This is a genomic window from Arthrobacter sp. MA-N2, assembly GCF_000517125.1.
Classification (GTDB): Bacteria; Actinomycetota; Actinomycetes; order Actinomycetales; family Micrococcaceae; genus Arthrobacter; species Arthrobacter methylotrophus.
The window spans coordinates 863,445-877,077 of record NZ_KI912155.1; the positions used below are offsets into that span (position 1 = coordinate 863,445).

The window sequence follows — 13,633 nt, forward strand, 5'->3', positions numbered from 1 at the left end:
CGCCGTCGTCGTTAATTCAATAAGGGTCAGGAATGGTGCGGATCCGGCCCCGAGCTACTGCGGGAGCCCCGAGTATGAGTGCAAGCCATTGAAGAACACGTTGACCACGGTGAAGTTGAAGATCACGCACAGGTAGCCCGCAATGGACAGCCAAGCCGCGCGGGTTCCCGTCCAGCCGCGGGTGGCGCGCGCGTGCAGGTAGCCGGCGTAAACCACCCAGATCACGAAGGTCCAGACTTCCTTGGTGTCCCAACCCCAGAAACGGCCCCAGGCTTTCTCGGCCCAGATGGCGCCGAACATGAGGGTGAAGGTCCAGCCCACGAATCCCACGGTGTTGATGCGGTAAGACAGGTTCTCCAAGCTCAGCGCGTTCGGCACGAGCCGCATGAAGCCCAGCTTGTCCACGCCGCCGGCCGCCAAGGTTTTCTGCCGGTGCGATTGCAGCAACTGCAGGGCTGACATGGCGAACGTCAGGGTGAACAGGGACGCGGACATCACGGCGATGGAGACGTGGATGACCAGCCAGTAGCTTTGCAGCGCCGGAACCAAGTGGCCTACCGGGGTCCAGTAAGTCACCGACGCCGCCGTCATCATGATCACGGCCAGACCCAGGACGAAGGTGCCCAGGAAACGCAGGTCTCGGCGGATGAGCGAGAGCAGGAAGACTGCGACCACCAGGAAAGCACCAGTGGTCAGGAACTCGTACATGTTGCCCCACGGCACACGGCCTGCGCCGATCGCGCGGGTGATGACCCCGGCACCGTGGATCGCCACGCCGATTATCGCGACAGCCACGGCCACGCGGGCGGGAATGCGGCGCTCGGCGGCATACTTCATGTCACCGCCGGCGGTCTGGCTGACGGAGGTGATCGCCGACGTCGGACGCTCAGTACGGCCGGCAGGTCCCCCGACGTCGTTCCCACCCGCACGGCCGGCGGCGACCGGAACCTTGGCCTCGGCTGCCACCGAAGAGGCCGCCTTGAGGTCCACTGCCCTCAGCACTTTGCTGCTCTTGGCGAGGTCCCACGCGAAAGCGATGAACGCCACCGCGTAGGTGCCGGCCGCGAGCAGCATGAAGAGCTCGCTGTACTGGCCCATGGTTTCGTTGATGGGGAGCATTACTGATCCTTCGAGGTTGAGGAAGAAACGGTGTCGGTGGACTGTTCCGTGGGGAGCAGCCATTCACGGTGCAGCAATTCGCGGATGGCGGCGGCTTCGCCGGCAAGCCTGTGGTCCTCGCCGCGGGCAAGGAGACCATACTCCACCATTGTGCGCCCATCGTCGTGGGTTCCCGTGCGGACCCATACGCGGCGACGGTTCAGGTAGAGCGAGAGAATCAATCCGGCAACCGCCAAAAGCGCAAAGACGAGCGCAGTGGCTTGGCCCGGGTTGTGGTGGATATCAACGCCAACGTACTTCTTGACGCCGTCAAAAGTGATAGTGCCCTTGCCGTTCGGGAGCGTATAGGTGCCGCCGGGGGCCAGTGCGATGGCCTTATCAGCCATCCCGCGGCCATTGAGCGGGGTCAGCTTCGCTACGTCGAGCTCGAAGACATTCTGCGGGGTGCCCTTGTTCAGGCCGAGATCGCCGTAGTACGAGTTGAGGTTCAACTGAGGGTTGATGAGCTCGGGATCGCCGCTGTAGGCGACTCCCGTGTCGGTCACCATCGCGGTAGGCAGGAAGAATCCTGCGAAACCGAGCTGATCGGGCTTGGCATCGGGAACTTTGATGACTACCGAAGAGTAGTAGTTGTCCCCTTGCAGCTTGGCCACCACTGGTCCCTGCATGGCGACCTTGCCGGCGCCGTCCCGGACAGTCACTACCGGGGCGTAGCCATTACCCGTCAGGTAGATGCTGGTGTCGCCCAGCATCACGGGGTCGTTCACCTTGAGGACCTGCTTCTTGGCGGGCGCATCCGGGGTGTCCTTGGTGGTGACGTCCGCGGTGAAGTCGATGGGCTGGCCGAAGTGCGCCGGCGATTCGCGATCGAACTGGACGTCGAACTTGTCCAGCTGGATGGAGTACGGCTGGAGCCAGCTGCTCTGGAAGTTGGTCCCGGGGCTGAATTGGTCATAACCCACCAAGGTGTTCACGAAGGTGTCGCCTTCCACCAGGATCCGCTGGCCGCTGTAGCCGAACAGCCCGCCGACGGCCACCGAAACCAGCACCCCGATCAGCGATGCATGGAAGACGAGGTTGCCCACTTCCTTGAGGAAGCCACGCTCGGCACCCAGCGAGGGCATGGCGCCGTCGACGTCGCGCACTTCCACGCGGTAGCCGCGTTTCTTCAGCACTGCGGCGGCATCCGAAATAGCCTTCGACGCCGGGATCCCGGCGTCGGCGGGCAGCACCAGCGTGCCGTACTCCGGGAGGCGGGAAAGACGCTTGGGGGTCCGCGGCGGCTGCGAGCGCATTGCCTTGTAGTGGGCGATGGCCCGGGGCGTGACACACCCGATCAGGGAAATGAACAGAAGAATGTAGATGGCCGAGAACCAGGCAGAGGAGTACACGTCGTACAGCTGCACAGAGTCGAGGAGCTTGCCATAGTCCGGATGGTCGCTGATGTACTGCGTCACGATCGAAGGGTTCGCGGGACGCTGCGGGAACAGCGAACCGGGCACCGCCGCGACTGCCAGGAGCAGGAGCAGGAACAGGGCAGTACGCATGCTGGTCAGCTGGGTCCAGGCCCAGCGGAGCATGCCCAGGATCCCGAGGACCGGCAGGGCTGCCTCGGCTTTAGCTGTGTCAATTGCTTTATCGGCTGACTTCTTGGACTTCTTTATACCTTGCACGGGCTCGCTCATCAGATCGGCAACTTCACATCGGTTTGGAACCAGTACTGCAACCCGGTCACCCAGGTGCCCCACACTCCTGTGGCCATCAGGACTCCGAGGAGGATCAGAATGCCCCCACCCATCCGCTGGATAGCCAGGCGGTGCTTGCGGAAGAAGGACATGACGCCCATCCCCCGGCGGACTGCGAGGGCGATCAGCAGGAAGGGAAGACCCAGGCCAAGACTATAGACAAACGCCAGGAGTGCCCCCTTCGCCGCGGACGATCCTCCGGAAAGGCTTAGCAACTGGACTGCGGAATAGGTGGGTCCAATGCAGGGCGCCCAGCCCAGCCCGAAGGTGATGCCCAACAACGGCGCACCCCACAGTCCGGCAGGGGCCTTGGCATGGATTTTGGCGTCACGCTGCAACCAGCCGAAGCCGCCCAGGAAGACGACGCCCATGATAATCACCAGTACGCCCAGCAATTGGGTGATCCACGCGTTCTGCGGGCCCGTGATGAGGGTCCCCAGTTGGCCGAAGGCACCACCAAGCAGCACGAAAATCAGGGAGAAGCCAAGAACGAACAGACCGATCCCGGCGAGCATGCGCCCGCGCTTCTGTTTCTGGAGGTCGACGCCGGTCAGCCCGGTCACGTAGCCGAGGTAGCCGGGTACCAAAGGCAGGACGCACGGCGACAGGAAGGACACGAGTCCGGCCAGCAAGGCCACGGGGATGGCCAGCAGCAAGGAACCGCTCAGGATGGTCTCGGCGAAAGGGCTGTTCACGCTGTCCGGGCCACCTACTCGGCAACCGCGGTGGTGATGAGTGCTTTGAGGGTGCTCTTCTCGATCTCGCCGAGGACGCGGGCAGCAACTTTGCCCTCTTTGTCCAGGACCAGCGTGGTGGGCACCGCACCGGGAGGCACGATGCCGGAGACAGACAGCAGCACCGCGCCGTCCTTGTCATTGAAGCTGGGGTACGTGAGGTTGAAGGTCTGATCGAACGCATCGGCGGTCGCCTTCTCGTCCCGGAGGTTCACGCCGTAGAACTGGACGCCTTTGCTCTTGAATTCCTGGTGCAGTTCTTCAAGGACCGGAGCCTCGACCCGGCATGGGGCGCACGCGGCGAACCAGAAGTTGAGGACAGTGACCTTGCCGATCAGGTCCTTCGGGGCTACGGCGGTTCCGTCAAACAAAGTGCCTTTGAGCTCGACGGCGGCCTTACGGTCTGCTTTGGCGAATTCGGTCACCGAGCCGTCCCCGGCGACGTAATTCTTGTTGTCTCCGGCTTTGGCTTGCTGGGCAAGCGCGTCTTCCTGGGCGCAGGCGGACAAACCCATGGTCAAGGCAGAGAGGGCCACTCCACCGACGGCGAGGAAGCTCCGGCGGGAGGTGGCCTTGCTGTTGCTTGTTCGGTCCATTGTCATGCTCCGGGGGTCCTCGCGGCACCGGGCAACAGCACGGCGGCGGGTTCGCTGTACTCCACCCGCACGATCTTGCCTTCGTCGCCGAACACCAGTGACGTCAGGGAGGTCAAGGTGCATTCGCGCTTGCGGGGATCGTGCCACAGGCGGCGGCCTTCCGCGCTGAGGCGCGTGGCGTAGATGGGAAGCTGGTGGCTGACGAGGATGGCTTCCGCGCCGTCGCCACCGAGCTCGATGGCCTTCAGGCGGGCGTCTTCGACGGCGGCACGCATGCGGGTGACCTGATCCTGGTAGGACTCGCCCCAGGACGGTCGCAGCGGATTGCGGTACTCGATCCAGTGCTTGGGCTTGATGAATTCGGAGATGTTGGCCTTGAGTCCTTCGAAGTGGTTCCCGGCCTCGATGATCCGCGGTTCCGTGTGGATCCGGAGGTCCAACGCCTGGGAAGTGGGAAGGGCGGTTTCCTGCGCGCGGGTCAACGGCGAGGAGGCAAGGTGGACGATGTTCGCCCCCTGCGCGACGCGGGCAGCGAAATGCTCCGCGAGCATCTTGGCCATCTCGCGGCCGCGTTCGGAGAGGTGGAATTCCGGCAACCTGCCGTACAGAATGCCGTCGGGATTGTAGACCTCGCCATGGCGGAGCAGATGGACAGTTGCTTGGGGCATGTTTACCAGTTTCTCAAAGATGGCGGGCGATCTGAAATCTTCTACGTTTCGTAGAACTGAAAGTTTCTTCAGAATGTTCCCTCTAGGTGGAATAAAAGATGTATTTGCATGTTTATACTGGGCACAAGGTTCGGTTGACACTTCAACTAAGCTTGATCGAACGCCCGATGACCTACGACCACACCTTCCCAAGGAGAACCCCATGACTCTTCCCGCAAACGTCACCGCCGGCGTCTGGACCCTCGATAACTCCCACAGCGAGATCGGCTTCAGCGTCCGGCACGCGGGCATCAGCAAGGTACGCGGCCAGTTCACCGAAGCCGACGCCACCCTGGAACTCGGTAGCAGCCTGAGCGATTCCAAGATCACCGCCACCATCCAGACGGCCAGCTTCGACTCGGGCGACGCCAACCGCGACGGCCACGTCAAGGGCGAGGACTTCTTCGACGTGGAGAAGTTCCCGGTAATCACTTTCGTTTCCCGCCACGTCACCGCCAATGGCGACGGCTTCGATCTCGTGGGCGATCTGACCATCAAGGGCGTCAGCAAAGAGGTGACCATCGAAACCGAATTCAACGGCGTAGCGGTGGACCCGTTCGGCAACACCCGCGCAGGCGTCTCCGGTGAGACCACCATCAGCCGCAAGGACTTCGGCCTGACCTGGAACGCAGTGCTCGAAGCCGGTGGCGTACTGGTCAGCGACAAGGTCGTCATCAACCTCGAACTGGCCTTTATCGCACCGGCGGCTTAATACCCGCGGCTCCTCTCCCGAATGGCGCTTTCGGCGCTGCACGCAATTCATCGTGCAGCCCCGAAGGCGCCATTTTGTCGTTGCGGAATCACCCGCCCATTGTTCGGCCAAAACCCGGTACTTAGCGGCGAATTAGCCAAGAATTTCCTAGGAATCCTTAAACCTCAGGTCTAAAGTGATGCCATGAGTAACCCAAATGAAGCTCCCCAGCCTCAGCAGCCCGGTGCCCAGCCACCGCAGCCAGGCAACGTCCCTCCTGCGGGTTACCAGCCTCCGCAGGGAATCCCGGAACCCCCTTCATACCAAGCACCACCCTCCTACCAGCAGCCAGCCCCGGGCTACCAGGCGCCTGGACTTGGCTACCCCCAGCCAGGGCAACCCGGTTATGGCATGCCCCAGGCCGGCGCGAGCACTGCCCCGCCCGCCGGACTTAGCTATCCTGCCCCCGCGCGGAATACCTTTGGGCTCCACTTCAAAAACGTCGCACAGCGCTTTCAGGACACTACAGGCGTGCCGCAGCAGCTGACCGTTTCCTACTGGTTGTGGGTTGCGGCTGCAGCTTTGGGTGTTGTCGCCAGTTTCATCAATATCTTCACGGTCCGCGGATTGTTCGGAGAAATGATGGTGGGCCCAGGAATTGTGGGCCTGATTTTCAGCCTGATTTTCGCGGCGCTTTACATTTTCATTGCCATCCGGCTCAAAGAGGGCTCGCGATGGGCACGGCTTGTCCTGACCATCCTGGGCGCGCTAGCGGTATTTTCCCTTCTATTCCAAGTGATCACCTTGAATCTCAACTTCATCGGATCGGCGGTAGCCGTCGCTGCAGCGGTCTTGATGTGGCTTCCGGAGTCCAAGAGGCACTTCGCGTAGCAGCTCCCAGCGCCTAGCACCGAAGGCCGCGGCAGGTCCCACAAGGGAGAATTCTTCCCGTGAATCAGCCGCGGGGTAGTGCCGCCGGGGTACGGTGGAATCAAGCCGAGCTGGGGGCAGGGCACGTTGCACCCGGCAGCCGTATCTGCAGTCGAATCGCAAAGGAATGCCATGAGCACCCCTCCGTATCCGCCGTCCACTCCCGGCGAAAACCCCACGCCTGAGCAGCCGCAGTACGGCCAGCAGGCACCGCAACCGGGTCAGCAGCCGCAGTACGGCCAGCAAGCCCCCCAGTATGGGCAGCAGGCCCCGCAACCAGGTCAACCCCAATACGGCCAGCAAGCACCGCAACCAGGTCAACCCCAATACGGCCAGCAAGCCCCGCAGTACGGCCAGCCTTCCGTCCCGCAGTACGGCCAGCAAGCACCGCAACCGGGTCAGTCCCAGTACGGCCAGCCTTCCGTCCCCCAGTACGGCCAGGGCACTCCGACTACGTGGCCAAGCCAGCAGCCCGCGGCGACCTCCGGTATCCCCCAGCTAGTCAATATTTCATTCTGGCTCATCATTGCCGCCGGCGCACTGACTCTGATCGGCATCCCGTTCGTCGTCGCTTCGCTGAATTCCCCGGCGGGCAAGAACATGATCGACCAGGCTTTGACAGCGCAGGGAGCCAACGCTTCAGGCATAGACACCAGCAGCTTCATCAACATCATGGTGACCATCCTCGTGGTCTTCTCGGTCATCTTTGCCGGGCTCTATGCGCTGGTTGCCTTCAATGTCCGTAAGGGCAAGAACTGGGCCCGCATCCTGGGAACCGTCTTTGCGGCAGTTTCCCTCCTCGGCCTGACCCAGATCGGCCTCGGGACTATCACCATCCTCTTGGGCATCGCCGCAATCGTGATGTTGTATTTGCCGGGCTCAGCACCGTATTTCCGGAAGGCCCAGCCCTTCTCGAATCCTTACAGCCAGGCGCCATACGGCCGCTAGGCTTCTGTTCCCGGCCTCGCTGTCTGGAACAACACGAACCCGAAACCAGCAATGGGCGCAGTCCCGGCCCGGCCTAAACGGCCTGGCCCGGGGTCTGCGCCCGTTGTGCGTGATACGCAAGGATCTGAAGCTCGGTGGCCATGTCCACCTTGCGCAGATTCACATGGGGCGGAACCTGCAGCAGCACGGGAGCAAAGCTGAGGATGCTGCGGATTCCCGCATTGATGACGCGGTCGCAGACGTCCTGGGCAACCGCGGCGGGCAGAGCCAACACCACCATGTTTGCGCCGGTCCGTTTGAGGACCACTTCAAGATTCGCGGCATTGCTGACCCGCAGCCAGCCCACTTCGTTACCGATGATCATGGGATCTGCGTCGAGGATTGCCACCACGTCAAAACCGCGCGACTCGAATCCGCCGTACCGCGCCAAGGCTTTGCCAAGGTTACCGGCGCCCACAATGGCGACTTTCCAATCGTGGGTCAGGCCGAGCGCAGCCGCGATGTGCCGGCTCAGATACTGGACCTCGTAGCCCACACCACGCGTTCCATACGAACCAACGTATGAGAGATCCTTGCGGAGAGTGGAGGAGCTGACTCCTGATGCCTCGGCCAACGCCTCGGAGGAAACCCGTTCCACTCCTTCGCCCAGCAGGGAATTCAGCGCGCGCAGGTAGAGCGTCATCCGGGCCACGGCCGCGGGTGGTATTTGCTTGGCAGCAGGGTCCCTGTCCGTAGGCACAGCATCCCCGGGTACTGCTTCGGCGGACGGTTCCAGCGCAGTCACGTTCTTCTCCATTGCATCGCTTTGTTTTCCCACTCTATTGCCAACAAAGCACTGCATGCATGTTCAGGCAGCCAAGGCCTTCTTCAAGACGCGCACCAACCGCGCCTCGTCAATCTTCCAGAAATCCCGCTGGACTCCGTCCACGAACACCACGGGAATCTCCTCGGCATAGCGCTCGCGCAGGGTCGGGTCGGCGTCGATCGACTGTTCTGTCCACCCGAGCCCCAGGCTTGAGGTCACGCGTTCGACGGCGTCACGCGCCGCGGCGCACAGGTGGCAGTCAGCTTTGGTGAGGAGCACGACGTCGGGGTTTGGCATGTTTTAAAGGTATCAACTCGACGGCCGCGGCCCGAAGACTCGACGCGGAAGGCTTCGGCAGCTCCGCGGACGGCACGGGGCCGGGCGATTGACTAGACTCATGGCATGCCCGTCGAGAAGAACGCCGCTGTGGCCACCGCGCCGGCCGCAACGCAGCAGCACGGCGAAGCTGCATTCTTCGACGTCGACAACACCCTGATGAAGGGTGCCAGCCTTTTCCATGTTGCACGGAAGATGTACGAACGCAAGGCGTTCACCCTCTCCCAAGCTGCGGGATTCGCCTGGAAGCAGTTCAAGTTTGTCCTCCGGGGCGAGAAGATGGAGGACGTCCATTCCGTCCGGGATTCCGCGCTGGTCCTTGCTGCGGGCATCAAGGTGTCCGAGATCAGGGAGCTGGGCGAAGAGGTCTACGACGAGATGATCGAGTCCCGGATCTGGCCGGGTACCAAGGCCTTGGCGGAACAGCACCTGCGTGTTGGCCGGAAGGTGTGGCTTGTGACGGCCACCCCCATCGAAGTCGCCACCGTAATTTCCACGCGCCTCGGTCTGACGGGCGCCCTGGGTACCGTGGGCGAGGTTGAAGACGGCGCATATACAGGCCGATTGGTCGGAGAGATCCTGCACGGTCCAGCCAAAGCCGTGGCCGTACAGCGCGTAGCGGACGAACAGGGCCTTGATCTGAACCGCTGCTGGGCATACAGCGATTCACATAACGACATCCCGCTGCTCACTTTGGTGGGCCACCCGGTGTGCATCAATCCCGACGCCAAGCTACGCCGCCATGCGCGCGAGAACAATTGGCCGGTCTATGACTTCCGATCAGGCCGGAGGGCAGCCACGCTGGGCCTCAAAGCCGCAACGGTCGGCGGCGCCGTCTACGGCTTGTGGCGGGGTTTCTCCAGGTTCCGCGGCCCGAAAGCCTAGCTTCAGCGTCCCTCGCTCAGCTATGACCACCTAACCAGCGTCCCTCGCTCAGCTATGAAGCCAAATGACGGAACCCTCCTGCACATCATCACGTGAAGGAGGGTTTGCCGTTTGGCCGCGATAGGTGAGCGGGCGTCGTCGAAATTGGCCGCATAGGTGAGCGGGCGTCGGCCGGGAATGCACGCAAAAATGCCCGCAGCCTCGAGAGGCGACGGGCATTCACGCTGTAGGAAGTATCTCTACTTCTTGTTGCGGCGCTGGTGGCGAGTCTTGCGAAGCAATTTGCGGTGCTTCTTCTTGGCCATACGCTTGCGGCGCTTCTTAATAACTGAACCCACGTAAGTTCCTTACCAAACTAGATTGAGATTCTGTCTGCTGGGTGAGGTCCTTGAACTGAGCAATAGACTTTACAACTGACAGATTCTTACAATGACGTAAAACGTTCCTTAACAGGGTACCGCCTATCGGGGGTACCCAATGACCGCCGTTCCGAAGGGAACCCAGCAAGACTCAAGCGGTCTCCGAGTGTCCATCGACAACCGCGCCTTTGAGGTAGTTGCCCACTGCTTCCTCGGGGACACGGAATGATCGCCCAAATCGGACGGCTGGCATTTCTCCTGAGTGGACCAGGCGGTACACCGTCATTTTGGAAACCCGGAGGACTTCGGCGACTTCAGCCACAGTCATGAAACGCGCGTTCGAGAAGTTAGCCTCTGCGGACATTTCTCCATATTCCTTTGCTCTCAGCTGTTAGCGGCGACCCCCAGCATTCATTACCTGGCGTGCCGATGCTGAGCCATCAAACAACCATGTGCTAGACACTCTAGAGGCTAGAGGTACCAAAGTGAAAGTATTTCGGCCAATTCAGAGCTTGGTTTCGGCTAGTCCTCAGCCGCCACCCGACGCTTGCGGGACGAGGCAGCCAGTTGGTCCAACACGGACACTGTGACGTCCCACTCCATGCAGGCGTCGGTAACGCTCTGGCCGTACACCAGCTCCTGTTCGCCAGTCAGCTGCAGCTCCACATCCAGGTTCTGGGCCCCTCCCACCAGGAAGCTTTCCAGCATGATCCCGGCAATCGGTGACGCTGCACCATCCTCCAGCTGGGCACCGATCTCCAGGGCAACCTCGGCCTGGCGATGGTGGTTCTTGCCGCTGTTGGCGTGGCTCGCGTCCACAATCAGCCGGGGATTCAGTCCCTTTGCCGAGAGCTTCTCCGAGGCCGCAGCGACATCGTCCGCGGAGTAATTCGGCCCCTTGCGTCCACCGCGCAGAATCACGTGGGTATCCGGGTTCCCCGAGGTCGCAACGAGGGCGGCGCGGCCGTCGCCGTCGATCCCCAAGAACGCCTGAGGGGCGGCGGACGCACCGCAGGCATCGATCGCTACTTGGAGGTCGCCGTCGGTCCCGTTCTTGAAGCCGATCGGCATGGACAGCCCGGAGGCCAGCTGACGGTGGATCTGGCTCTCGGTGGTACGGGCACCGATGGCTCCCCACGCAACAAGGTCGGCCATGTACTGCGGACTGATCGGTTCCAGAAACTCGGTGGCCGTCGGCAGGCCCAGGGCCGTGACTTGCTGCAGGAATCCCCGCGCCGCCCGGAGCCCGGCGGCGATGTCATGGCTGCCGTCAAGGCGGGGATCGTTGATGAGGCCTTTCCAACCCACCGTGGTGCGCGGCTTCTCGAAGTAGGCCCGCATGACGATCAGGAGGTCTTCCTTGTGTTTCTCCGCCTGGCTGACCAGCCGGCGTGCGTATTCCAGGCCCGCTTTCGGATCGTGGATGGAACACGGGCCCACGATCACCAGAAGGCGATCGTCCACGCCGTCCATGATGGCGCGGACTCCATCGCGTCCACGCTCGACGACGGCGGAGGCCCTCGCGTCCAGCGGCAGTTCAGCGCTAATCTCCTGTGGTGTGGGGAGCGGTTCGAAGCGACTGACGCGCAGGTTCGACGTCGGCTGCGCGTTCGACGTCGGCTGCGCGGCGATGGCCTCGACGCCGGCGTTCCCGGCGTCGGAGTGATGTGTGGCGGGCTCTGCGGCGATGCTGGTCATGAAAGGGGTCCTGTTCCGAAAGAGGTGCGGACCCTGGTCAGAGCCCGCCTGGAAATGGCGAAGGGCAGAGAATGATCTCTGCCCTGTTGGCTCTGAAGGAAAGTTGGATGCGTGTCAGTTAGACGCGGGCCCCTCCAGAGCCAACGAAAAATACGCATACCAACGGTTAGTCATAGCCAAACCATAGCTTCGGCCCGGCAACGTCCGCAAATCGAAATGCAACGACATCAAGGGAAACCGTTTCCCCGCGCACTATAAACTTCACCTTAGAACAACGTTGCCCGCCCATGAGCAAGCAGGCAGCCCCAGGAAGGAAACCATGCCAGGCAGAAGAAACAGCCGGCGGGTGGGCATCGCAGATGTGGCATCCATGGCCGGCGTTTCGCATGCCACCGTTTCCCGTGTCATGAACGGTAATACAACCGTCGACGCGGACATCGCCGCGCGCGTTCGCGCAGCCGCCTCCGAGCTGAAATACAAGCCGAACCCGGTCGGACGAAGCCTGGCCCTCGGCAAAACAGACACGATCGGAATCGTGGTTCCGGACCTGTCCAACCCCACGTTCCAGGCCATTCTTCGCGGGCTCAGCATTGCCGCGGCCCGCGACGGCTACCGCGTGCTGATCGCCGACTCTTCCGAGGTCTCCAGTGAAGAGGCAATCCTCGCGGGGGAAGCCCGGCGGCGTTGCGACGGCGTCGTCCTCTGCGCCCCTCGCATGAGCGACGCCGAGCTCGAAGAACTCGCCCCCACGCTCTACCCGCTCGTCCTCATCAACCGGACCACCGAGTCGGTTCCGACGCCGAGCCTCGTGGTGGACTATGGCCAAGGCATCCAGGAACTTGCCGCCCATCTCGTTGGGCTGGGCCATCGCAAACTTGCCTATCTGACGGGACCGGACCGCAGCGCGTCCAACGTGCAGCGGCTCCGCGGGCTCGAGAAGTTCAAGGCAGATTTCCCGGACGTCGAACTGCAATTCATTCCCGGCGGCAACACGTTCGACGCCGGATTCGAGTCGAGCGACGCCGTCGTCTCATGCGGCGCCACCGGCATCCTCGTCTTCAACGACGTCGCGGCGATGGGCCTCTTGAGCGGACTGAGCCAGCGGGGGGTCCGCGTGCCGGAAGACTTGTCACTCACGGGCTTCGACGACATGCCGTTTGCCCGATACACCATGCCTCCCCTGACCACCGCCGCCGTGCCCATTTCCGACCTCGGGGATCTTGCGTGGCGGCGCATGCGTGAGCAGATCCAGACCAACGACGCCGCGTCCCCCACGAACTACTTCCCGCCACGGATTGAGCTCAGGGGCAGCACCGGACCCGTCAAGGCGTAGGTTCCGCAGGGGCCTGCCCTAGCCCGGCCTCACGGTAGTACCCCTCGATGTGGGAGGTCACGAGCGTCGCGGCCCGGCCGCCGTCGCCATCGGTCACTGCCGCCAAAATGGCGCGGTGCTCGGACCGCAGGCGATCGGCGGTGTTCTTCCAGTTCGGCAGATTTGCCGTGAGCGCCTCGGCGTACCCCTCAATCGCTTCACGCAGCGAGCCCATGATGGTGCTCACCACGGCATTTCCTGCGGCTTCCGCAAGCGCCAAGTGGAAAGCCACGTCCAGCGCAAGGAAGTCGTCGACGGCAGGACTCACGTCCATTTCGTCCAGGAGCCTCTCTGCTTCTTTGAGTTCGGGGGCGTCGGCTTTCGCGTGGGACACCGCCCATGATTCGAGCAGGACCCGCGTTTCCACGATGTCGGCGACAGGCAAATGCTGCGTGGCCACATGGAGGCGGAGCGCCGAGCCGAGTGCCGCCGCCGGTTCCGCGATGACCACCGTTCCAGCGTCCTTGCCTGAGCCCACGCCCGCCCGCACGACGCCCATTGCCTCGAGGATCCGGATGGCTTCGCGGACCGATGTCCTTGAGACTTCCAGCTGTTCGGCCAGCGCCCGCTCAGCGGGAAGCCGGCCGCCCAGCAGCAAGTGCCCCTCGGACAATTGCTTTTCGATCCACCCCAGGACGAGCTCGTGCGTGCGCATTCATAAATAGTAGTTGATGTGGTTGGACCACATGGCCTAGAGTGTGGTCCAAC

At 62.5% G+C, this 13,633-nt stretch carries 16 protein-coding genes; 5 read left to right on the plus strand and 11 right to left on the minus strand.

Going from position 1 to position 13,633, the window contains the following annotated elements; all coding sequences use genetic code 11:
- Positions 1-54 precede the first annotated feature (54 nt).
- The 5 genes from ccsB to A3M3_RS0104525 are packed head-to-tail and all read right to left on the minus strand — an operon-like array spanning position 55 to position 4,862.
- The gene (gene ccsB, locus A3M3_RS0104505; RefSeq protein WP_028265342.1) at positions 55-1,119 is read right to left on the minus strand and encodes a c-type cytochrome biogenesis protein CcsB; all 1,065 of its coding nucleotides are present in this window, start codon (positions 1,117-1,119) and stop codon (positions 55-57) included.
- The gene (resB, locus tag A3M3_RS0104510) at positions 1,119-2,804 is read right to left on the minus strand and encodes a cytochrome c biogenesis protein ResB (RefSeq protein WP_028265343.1); all 1,686 of its coding nucleotides are present in this window, start codon (positions 2,802-2,804) and stop codon (positions 1,119-1,121) included. Before resB ends, ccsB begins: the two co-directional genes overlap by 1 nt.
- The gene (locus tag A3M3_RS0104515; protein ID WP_028265344.1) at positions 2,804-3,559 is read right to left on the minus strand and encodes a cytochrome c biogenesis CcdA family protein; all 756 of its coding nucleotides are present in this window, start codon (positions 3,557-3,559) and stop codon (positions 2,804-2,806) included. Before A3M3_RS0104515 ends, resB begins: the two co-directional genes overlap by 1 nt.
- Positions 3,560-3,573: 14 nt before the next feature.
- On the minus strand, positions 3,574-4,200 hold the full coding sequence (locus A3M3_RS0104520; protein ID WP_081736684.1) for a TlpA disulfide reductase family protein: 627 nt from the start codon (positions 4,198-4,200) through the stop codon (positions 3,574-3,576).
- A complete protein-coding gene (locus A3M3_RS0104525; RefSeq protein ID WP_028265346.1) occupies positions 4,197-4,862 on the minus strand; it encodes a histidine phosphatase family protein in 666 nt (221 codons plus the stop codon). The genes A3M3_RS0104520 and A3M3_RS0104525 overlap by 4 nt, the downstream gene beginning before the upstream one ends.
- Before the next feature lie 202 nt (positions 4,863-5,064).
- Here A3M3_RS0104525 and A3M3_RS0104530 point away from each other — a divergent pair, with 202 nt between their 5' ends.
- The 3 genes from A3M3_RS0104530 to A3M3_RS0104540 all read left to right on the plus strand — a co-directional run bounded on the left by A3M3_RS0104530 (position 5,065) and on the right by A3M3_RS0104540 (position 7,470).
- Complete coding sequence (locus A3M3_RS0104530; RefSeq protein ID WP_028265347.1) at positions 5,065-5,613, plus strand: YceI family protein; 549 nt, start codon at positions 5,065-5,067, stop codon at positions 5,611-5,613.
- 183 nt (positions 5,614-5,796) lie between these two features.
- Positions 5,797-6,483, plus strand: coding sequence for a hypothetical protein (locus A3M3_RS27855; RefSeq protein ID WP_155854284.1), 687 nt, complete (start codon positions 5,797-5,799; stop codon positions 6,481-6,483).
- Between the two features lie 171 nt (positions 6,484-6,654).
- Positions 6,655-7,470, plus strand: coding sequence for a hypothetical protein (locus A3M3_RS0104540; protein ID WP_028265349.1), 816 nt, complete (start codon positions 6,655-6,657; stop codon positions 7,468-7,470).
- A 73-nt stretch (positions 7,471-7,543) separates the two neighbouring features.
- On the opposite strand, the gene A3M3_RS0104545 is transcribed toward A3M3_RS0104540, so the two are convergent.
- Both A3M3_RS0104545 and A3M3_RS0104550 read right to left on the minus strand, forming a co-directional pair.
- A complete protein-coding gene (locus tag A3M3_RS0104545; protein ID WP_035741354.1) occupies positions 7,544-8,266 on the minus strand; it encodes a redox-sensing transcriptional repressor Rex in 723 nt (240 codons plus the stop codon).
- A 51-nt stretch (positions 8,267-8,317) separates the two neighbouring features.
- Positions 8,318-8,572, minus strand: coding sequence for a glutaredoxin family protein (locus A3M3_RS0104550; RefSeq protein ID WP_028265351.1), 255 nt, complete (start codon positions 8,570-8,572; stop codon positions 8,318-8,320).
- Positions 8,573-8,677: 105 nt separating this feature from the next.
- On the opposite strand from A3M3_RS0104550, the gene A3M3_RS0104555 reads away from it, so the two are divergent.
- The gene (locus tag A3M3_RS0104555; protein WP_028265352.1) at positions 8,678-9,496 is read left to right on the plus strand and encodes an HAD family hydrolase; all 819 of its coding nucleotides are present in this window, start codon (positions 8,678-8,680) and stop codon (positions 9,494-9,496) included.
- Positions 9,497-9,735: 239 nt separating this feature from the next.
- On the opposite strand, the gene A3M3_RS27260 is transcribed toward A3M3_RS0104555, so the two are convergent.
- The 3 genes from A3M3_RS27260 to A3M3_RS0104570 all read right to left on the minus strand — a co-directional run bounded on the left by A3M3_RS27260 (position 9,736) and on the right by A3M3_RS0104570 (position 11,553).
- Positions 9,736-9,834, minus strand: coding sequence for a 30S ribosomal protein bS22 (locus tag A3M3_RS27260; protein WP_003792170.1), 99 nt, complete (start codon positions 9,832-9,834; stop codon positions 9,736-9,738).
- Positions 9,835-10,006: 172 nt separating this feature from the next.
- Positions 10,007-10,219, minus strand: coding sequence for a helix-turn-helix domain-containing protein (locus A3M3_RS0104565; RefSeq protein ID WP_028265353.1), 213 nt, complete (start codon positions 10,217-10,219; stop codon positions 10,007-10,009).
- A 158-nt stretch (positions 10,220-10,377) separates the two neighbouring features.
- Positions 10,378-11,553, minus strand: a complete 1,176-nt coding sequence (locus A3M3_RS0104570; protein ID WP_035741356.1) for a 3-deoxy-7-phosphoheptulonate synthase — start codon at positions 11,551-11,553, stop codon at positions 10,378-10,380.
- Positions 11,554-11,872: 319 nt separating this feature from the next.
- Here A3M3_RS0104570 and A3M3_RS0104575 point away from each other — a divergent pair, with 319 nt between their 5' ends.
- Complete coding sequence (locus A3M3_RS0104575; RefSeq protein WP_028265355.1) at positions 11,873-12,886, plus strand: LacI family DNA-binding transcriptional regulator; 1,014 nt, start codon at positions 11,873-11,875, stop codon at positions 12,884-12,886.
- Here the strand turns inward: A3M3_RS0104575 and A3M3_RS0104580 are convergent.
- On the minus strand, positions 12,876-13,580 hold the full coding sequence (locus A3M3_RS0104580; RefSeq protein ID WP_028265356.1) for a FadR/GntR family transcriptional regulator: 705 nt from the start codon (positions 13,578-13,580) through the stop codon (positions 12,876-12,878). The genes A3M3_RS0104575 and A3M3_RS0104580 overlap by 11 nt on opposite strands.
- Between the last annotated feature and the right edge of the window lie 53 nt (positions 13,581-13,633).

Bases quoted from the DNA above. Each gene is read 5' to 3' on its own strand.
- ccsB (WP_028265342.1), bottom strand. From the start codon at position 1,119: ATGCTCCCCATCAACGAAACCATGGGCCAGTACAGCGAGCTCTTCATG.
- resB (WP_028265343.1), bottom strand. From the start codon at position 2,804: ATGAGCGAGCCCGTGCAAGGTATAAAGAAGTCCAAGAAGTCAGCCGAT.
- A3M3_RS0104520 (WP_081736684.1), bottom strand. From the start codon at position 4,200: ATGACAATGGACCGAACAAGCAACAGCAAGGCCACCTCCCGCCGGAGC.
- A3M3_RS0104525 (WP_028265346.1), bottom strand. From the start codon at position 4,862: ATGCCCCAAGCAACTGTCCATCTGCTCCGCCATGGCGAGGTCTACAAT.
- A3M3_RS0104530 (WP_028265347.1), top strand. From the start codon at position 5,065: ATGACTCTTCCCGCAAACGTCACCGCCGGCGTCTGGACCCTCGATAAC.
- A3M3_RS27855 (WP_155854284.1), top strand. From the start codon at position 5,797: ATGAGTAACCCAAATGAAGCTCCCCAGCCTCAGCAGCCCGGTGCCCAG.
- A3M3_RS0104540 (WP_028265349.1), top strand. From the start codon at position 6,655: ATGAGCACCCCTCCGTATCCGCCGTCCACTCCCGGCGAAAACCCCACG.
- A3M3_RS0104545 (WP_035741354.1), bottom strand. From the start codon at position 8,266: ATGGAGAAGAACGTGACTGCGCTGGAACCGTCCGCCGAAGCAGTACCC.
- A3M3_RS0104550 (WP_028265351.1), bottom strand. From the start codon at position 8,572: ATGCCAAACCCCGACGTCGTGCTCCTCACCAAAGCTGACTGCCACCTG.
- A3M3_RS0104555 (WP_028265352.1), top strand. From the start codon at position 8,678: ATGCCCGTCGAGAAGAACGCCGCTGTGGCCACCGCGCCGGCCGCAACG.
- A3M3_RS0104565 (WP_028265353.1), bottom strand. From the start codon at position 10,219: ATGTCCGCAGAGGCTAACTTCTCGAACGCGCGTTTCATGACTGTGGCT.
- A3M3_RS0104570 (WP_035741356.1), bottom strand. From the start codon at position 11,553: ATGACCAGCATCGCCGCAGAGCCCGCCACACATCACTCCGACGCCGGG.
- A3M3_RS0104575 (WP_028265355.1), top strand. From the start codon at position 11,873: ATGCCAGGCAGAAGAAACAGCCGGCGGGTGGGCATCGCAGATGTGGCA.
- A3M3_RS0104580 (WP_028265356.1), bottom strand. From the start codon at position 13,580: ATGCGCACGCACGAGCTCGTCCTGGGGTGGATCGAAAAGCAATTGTCC.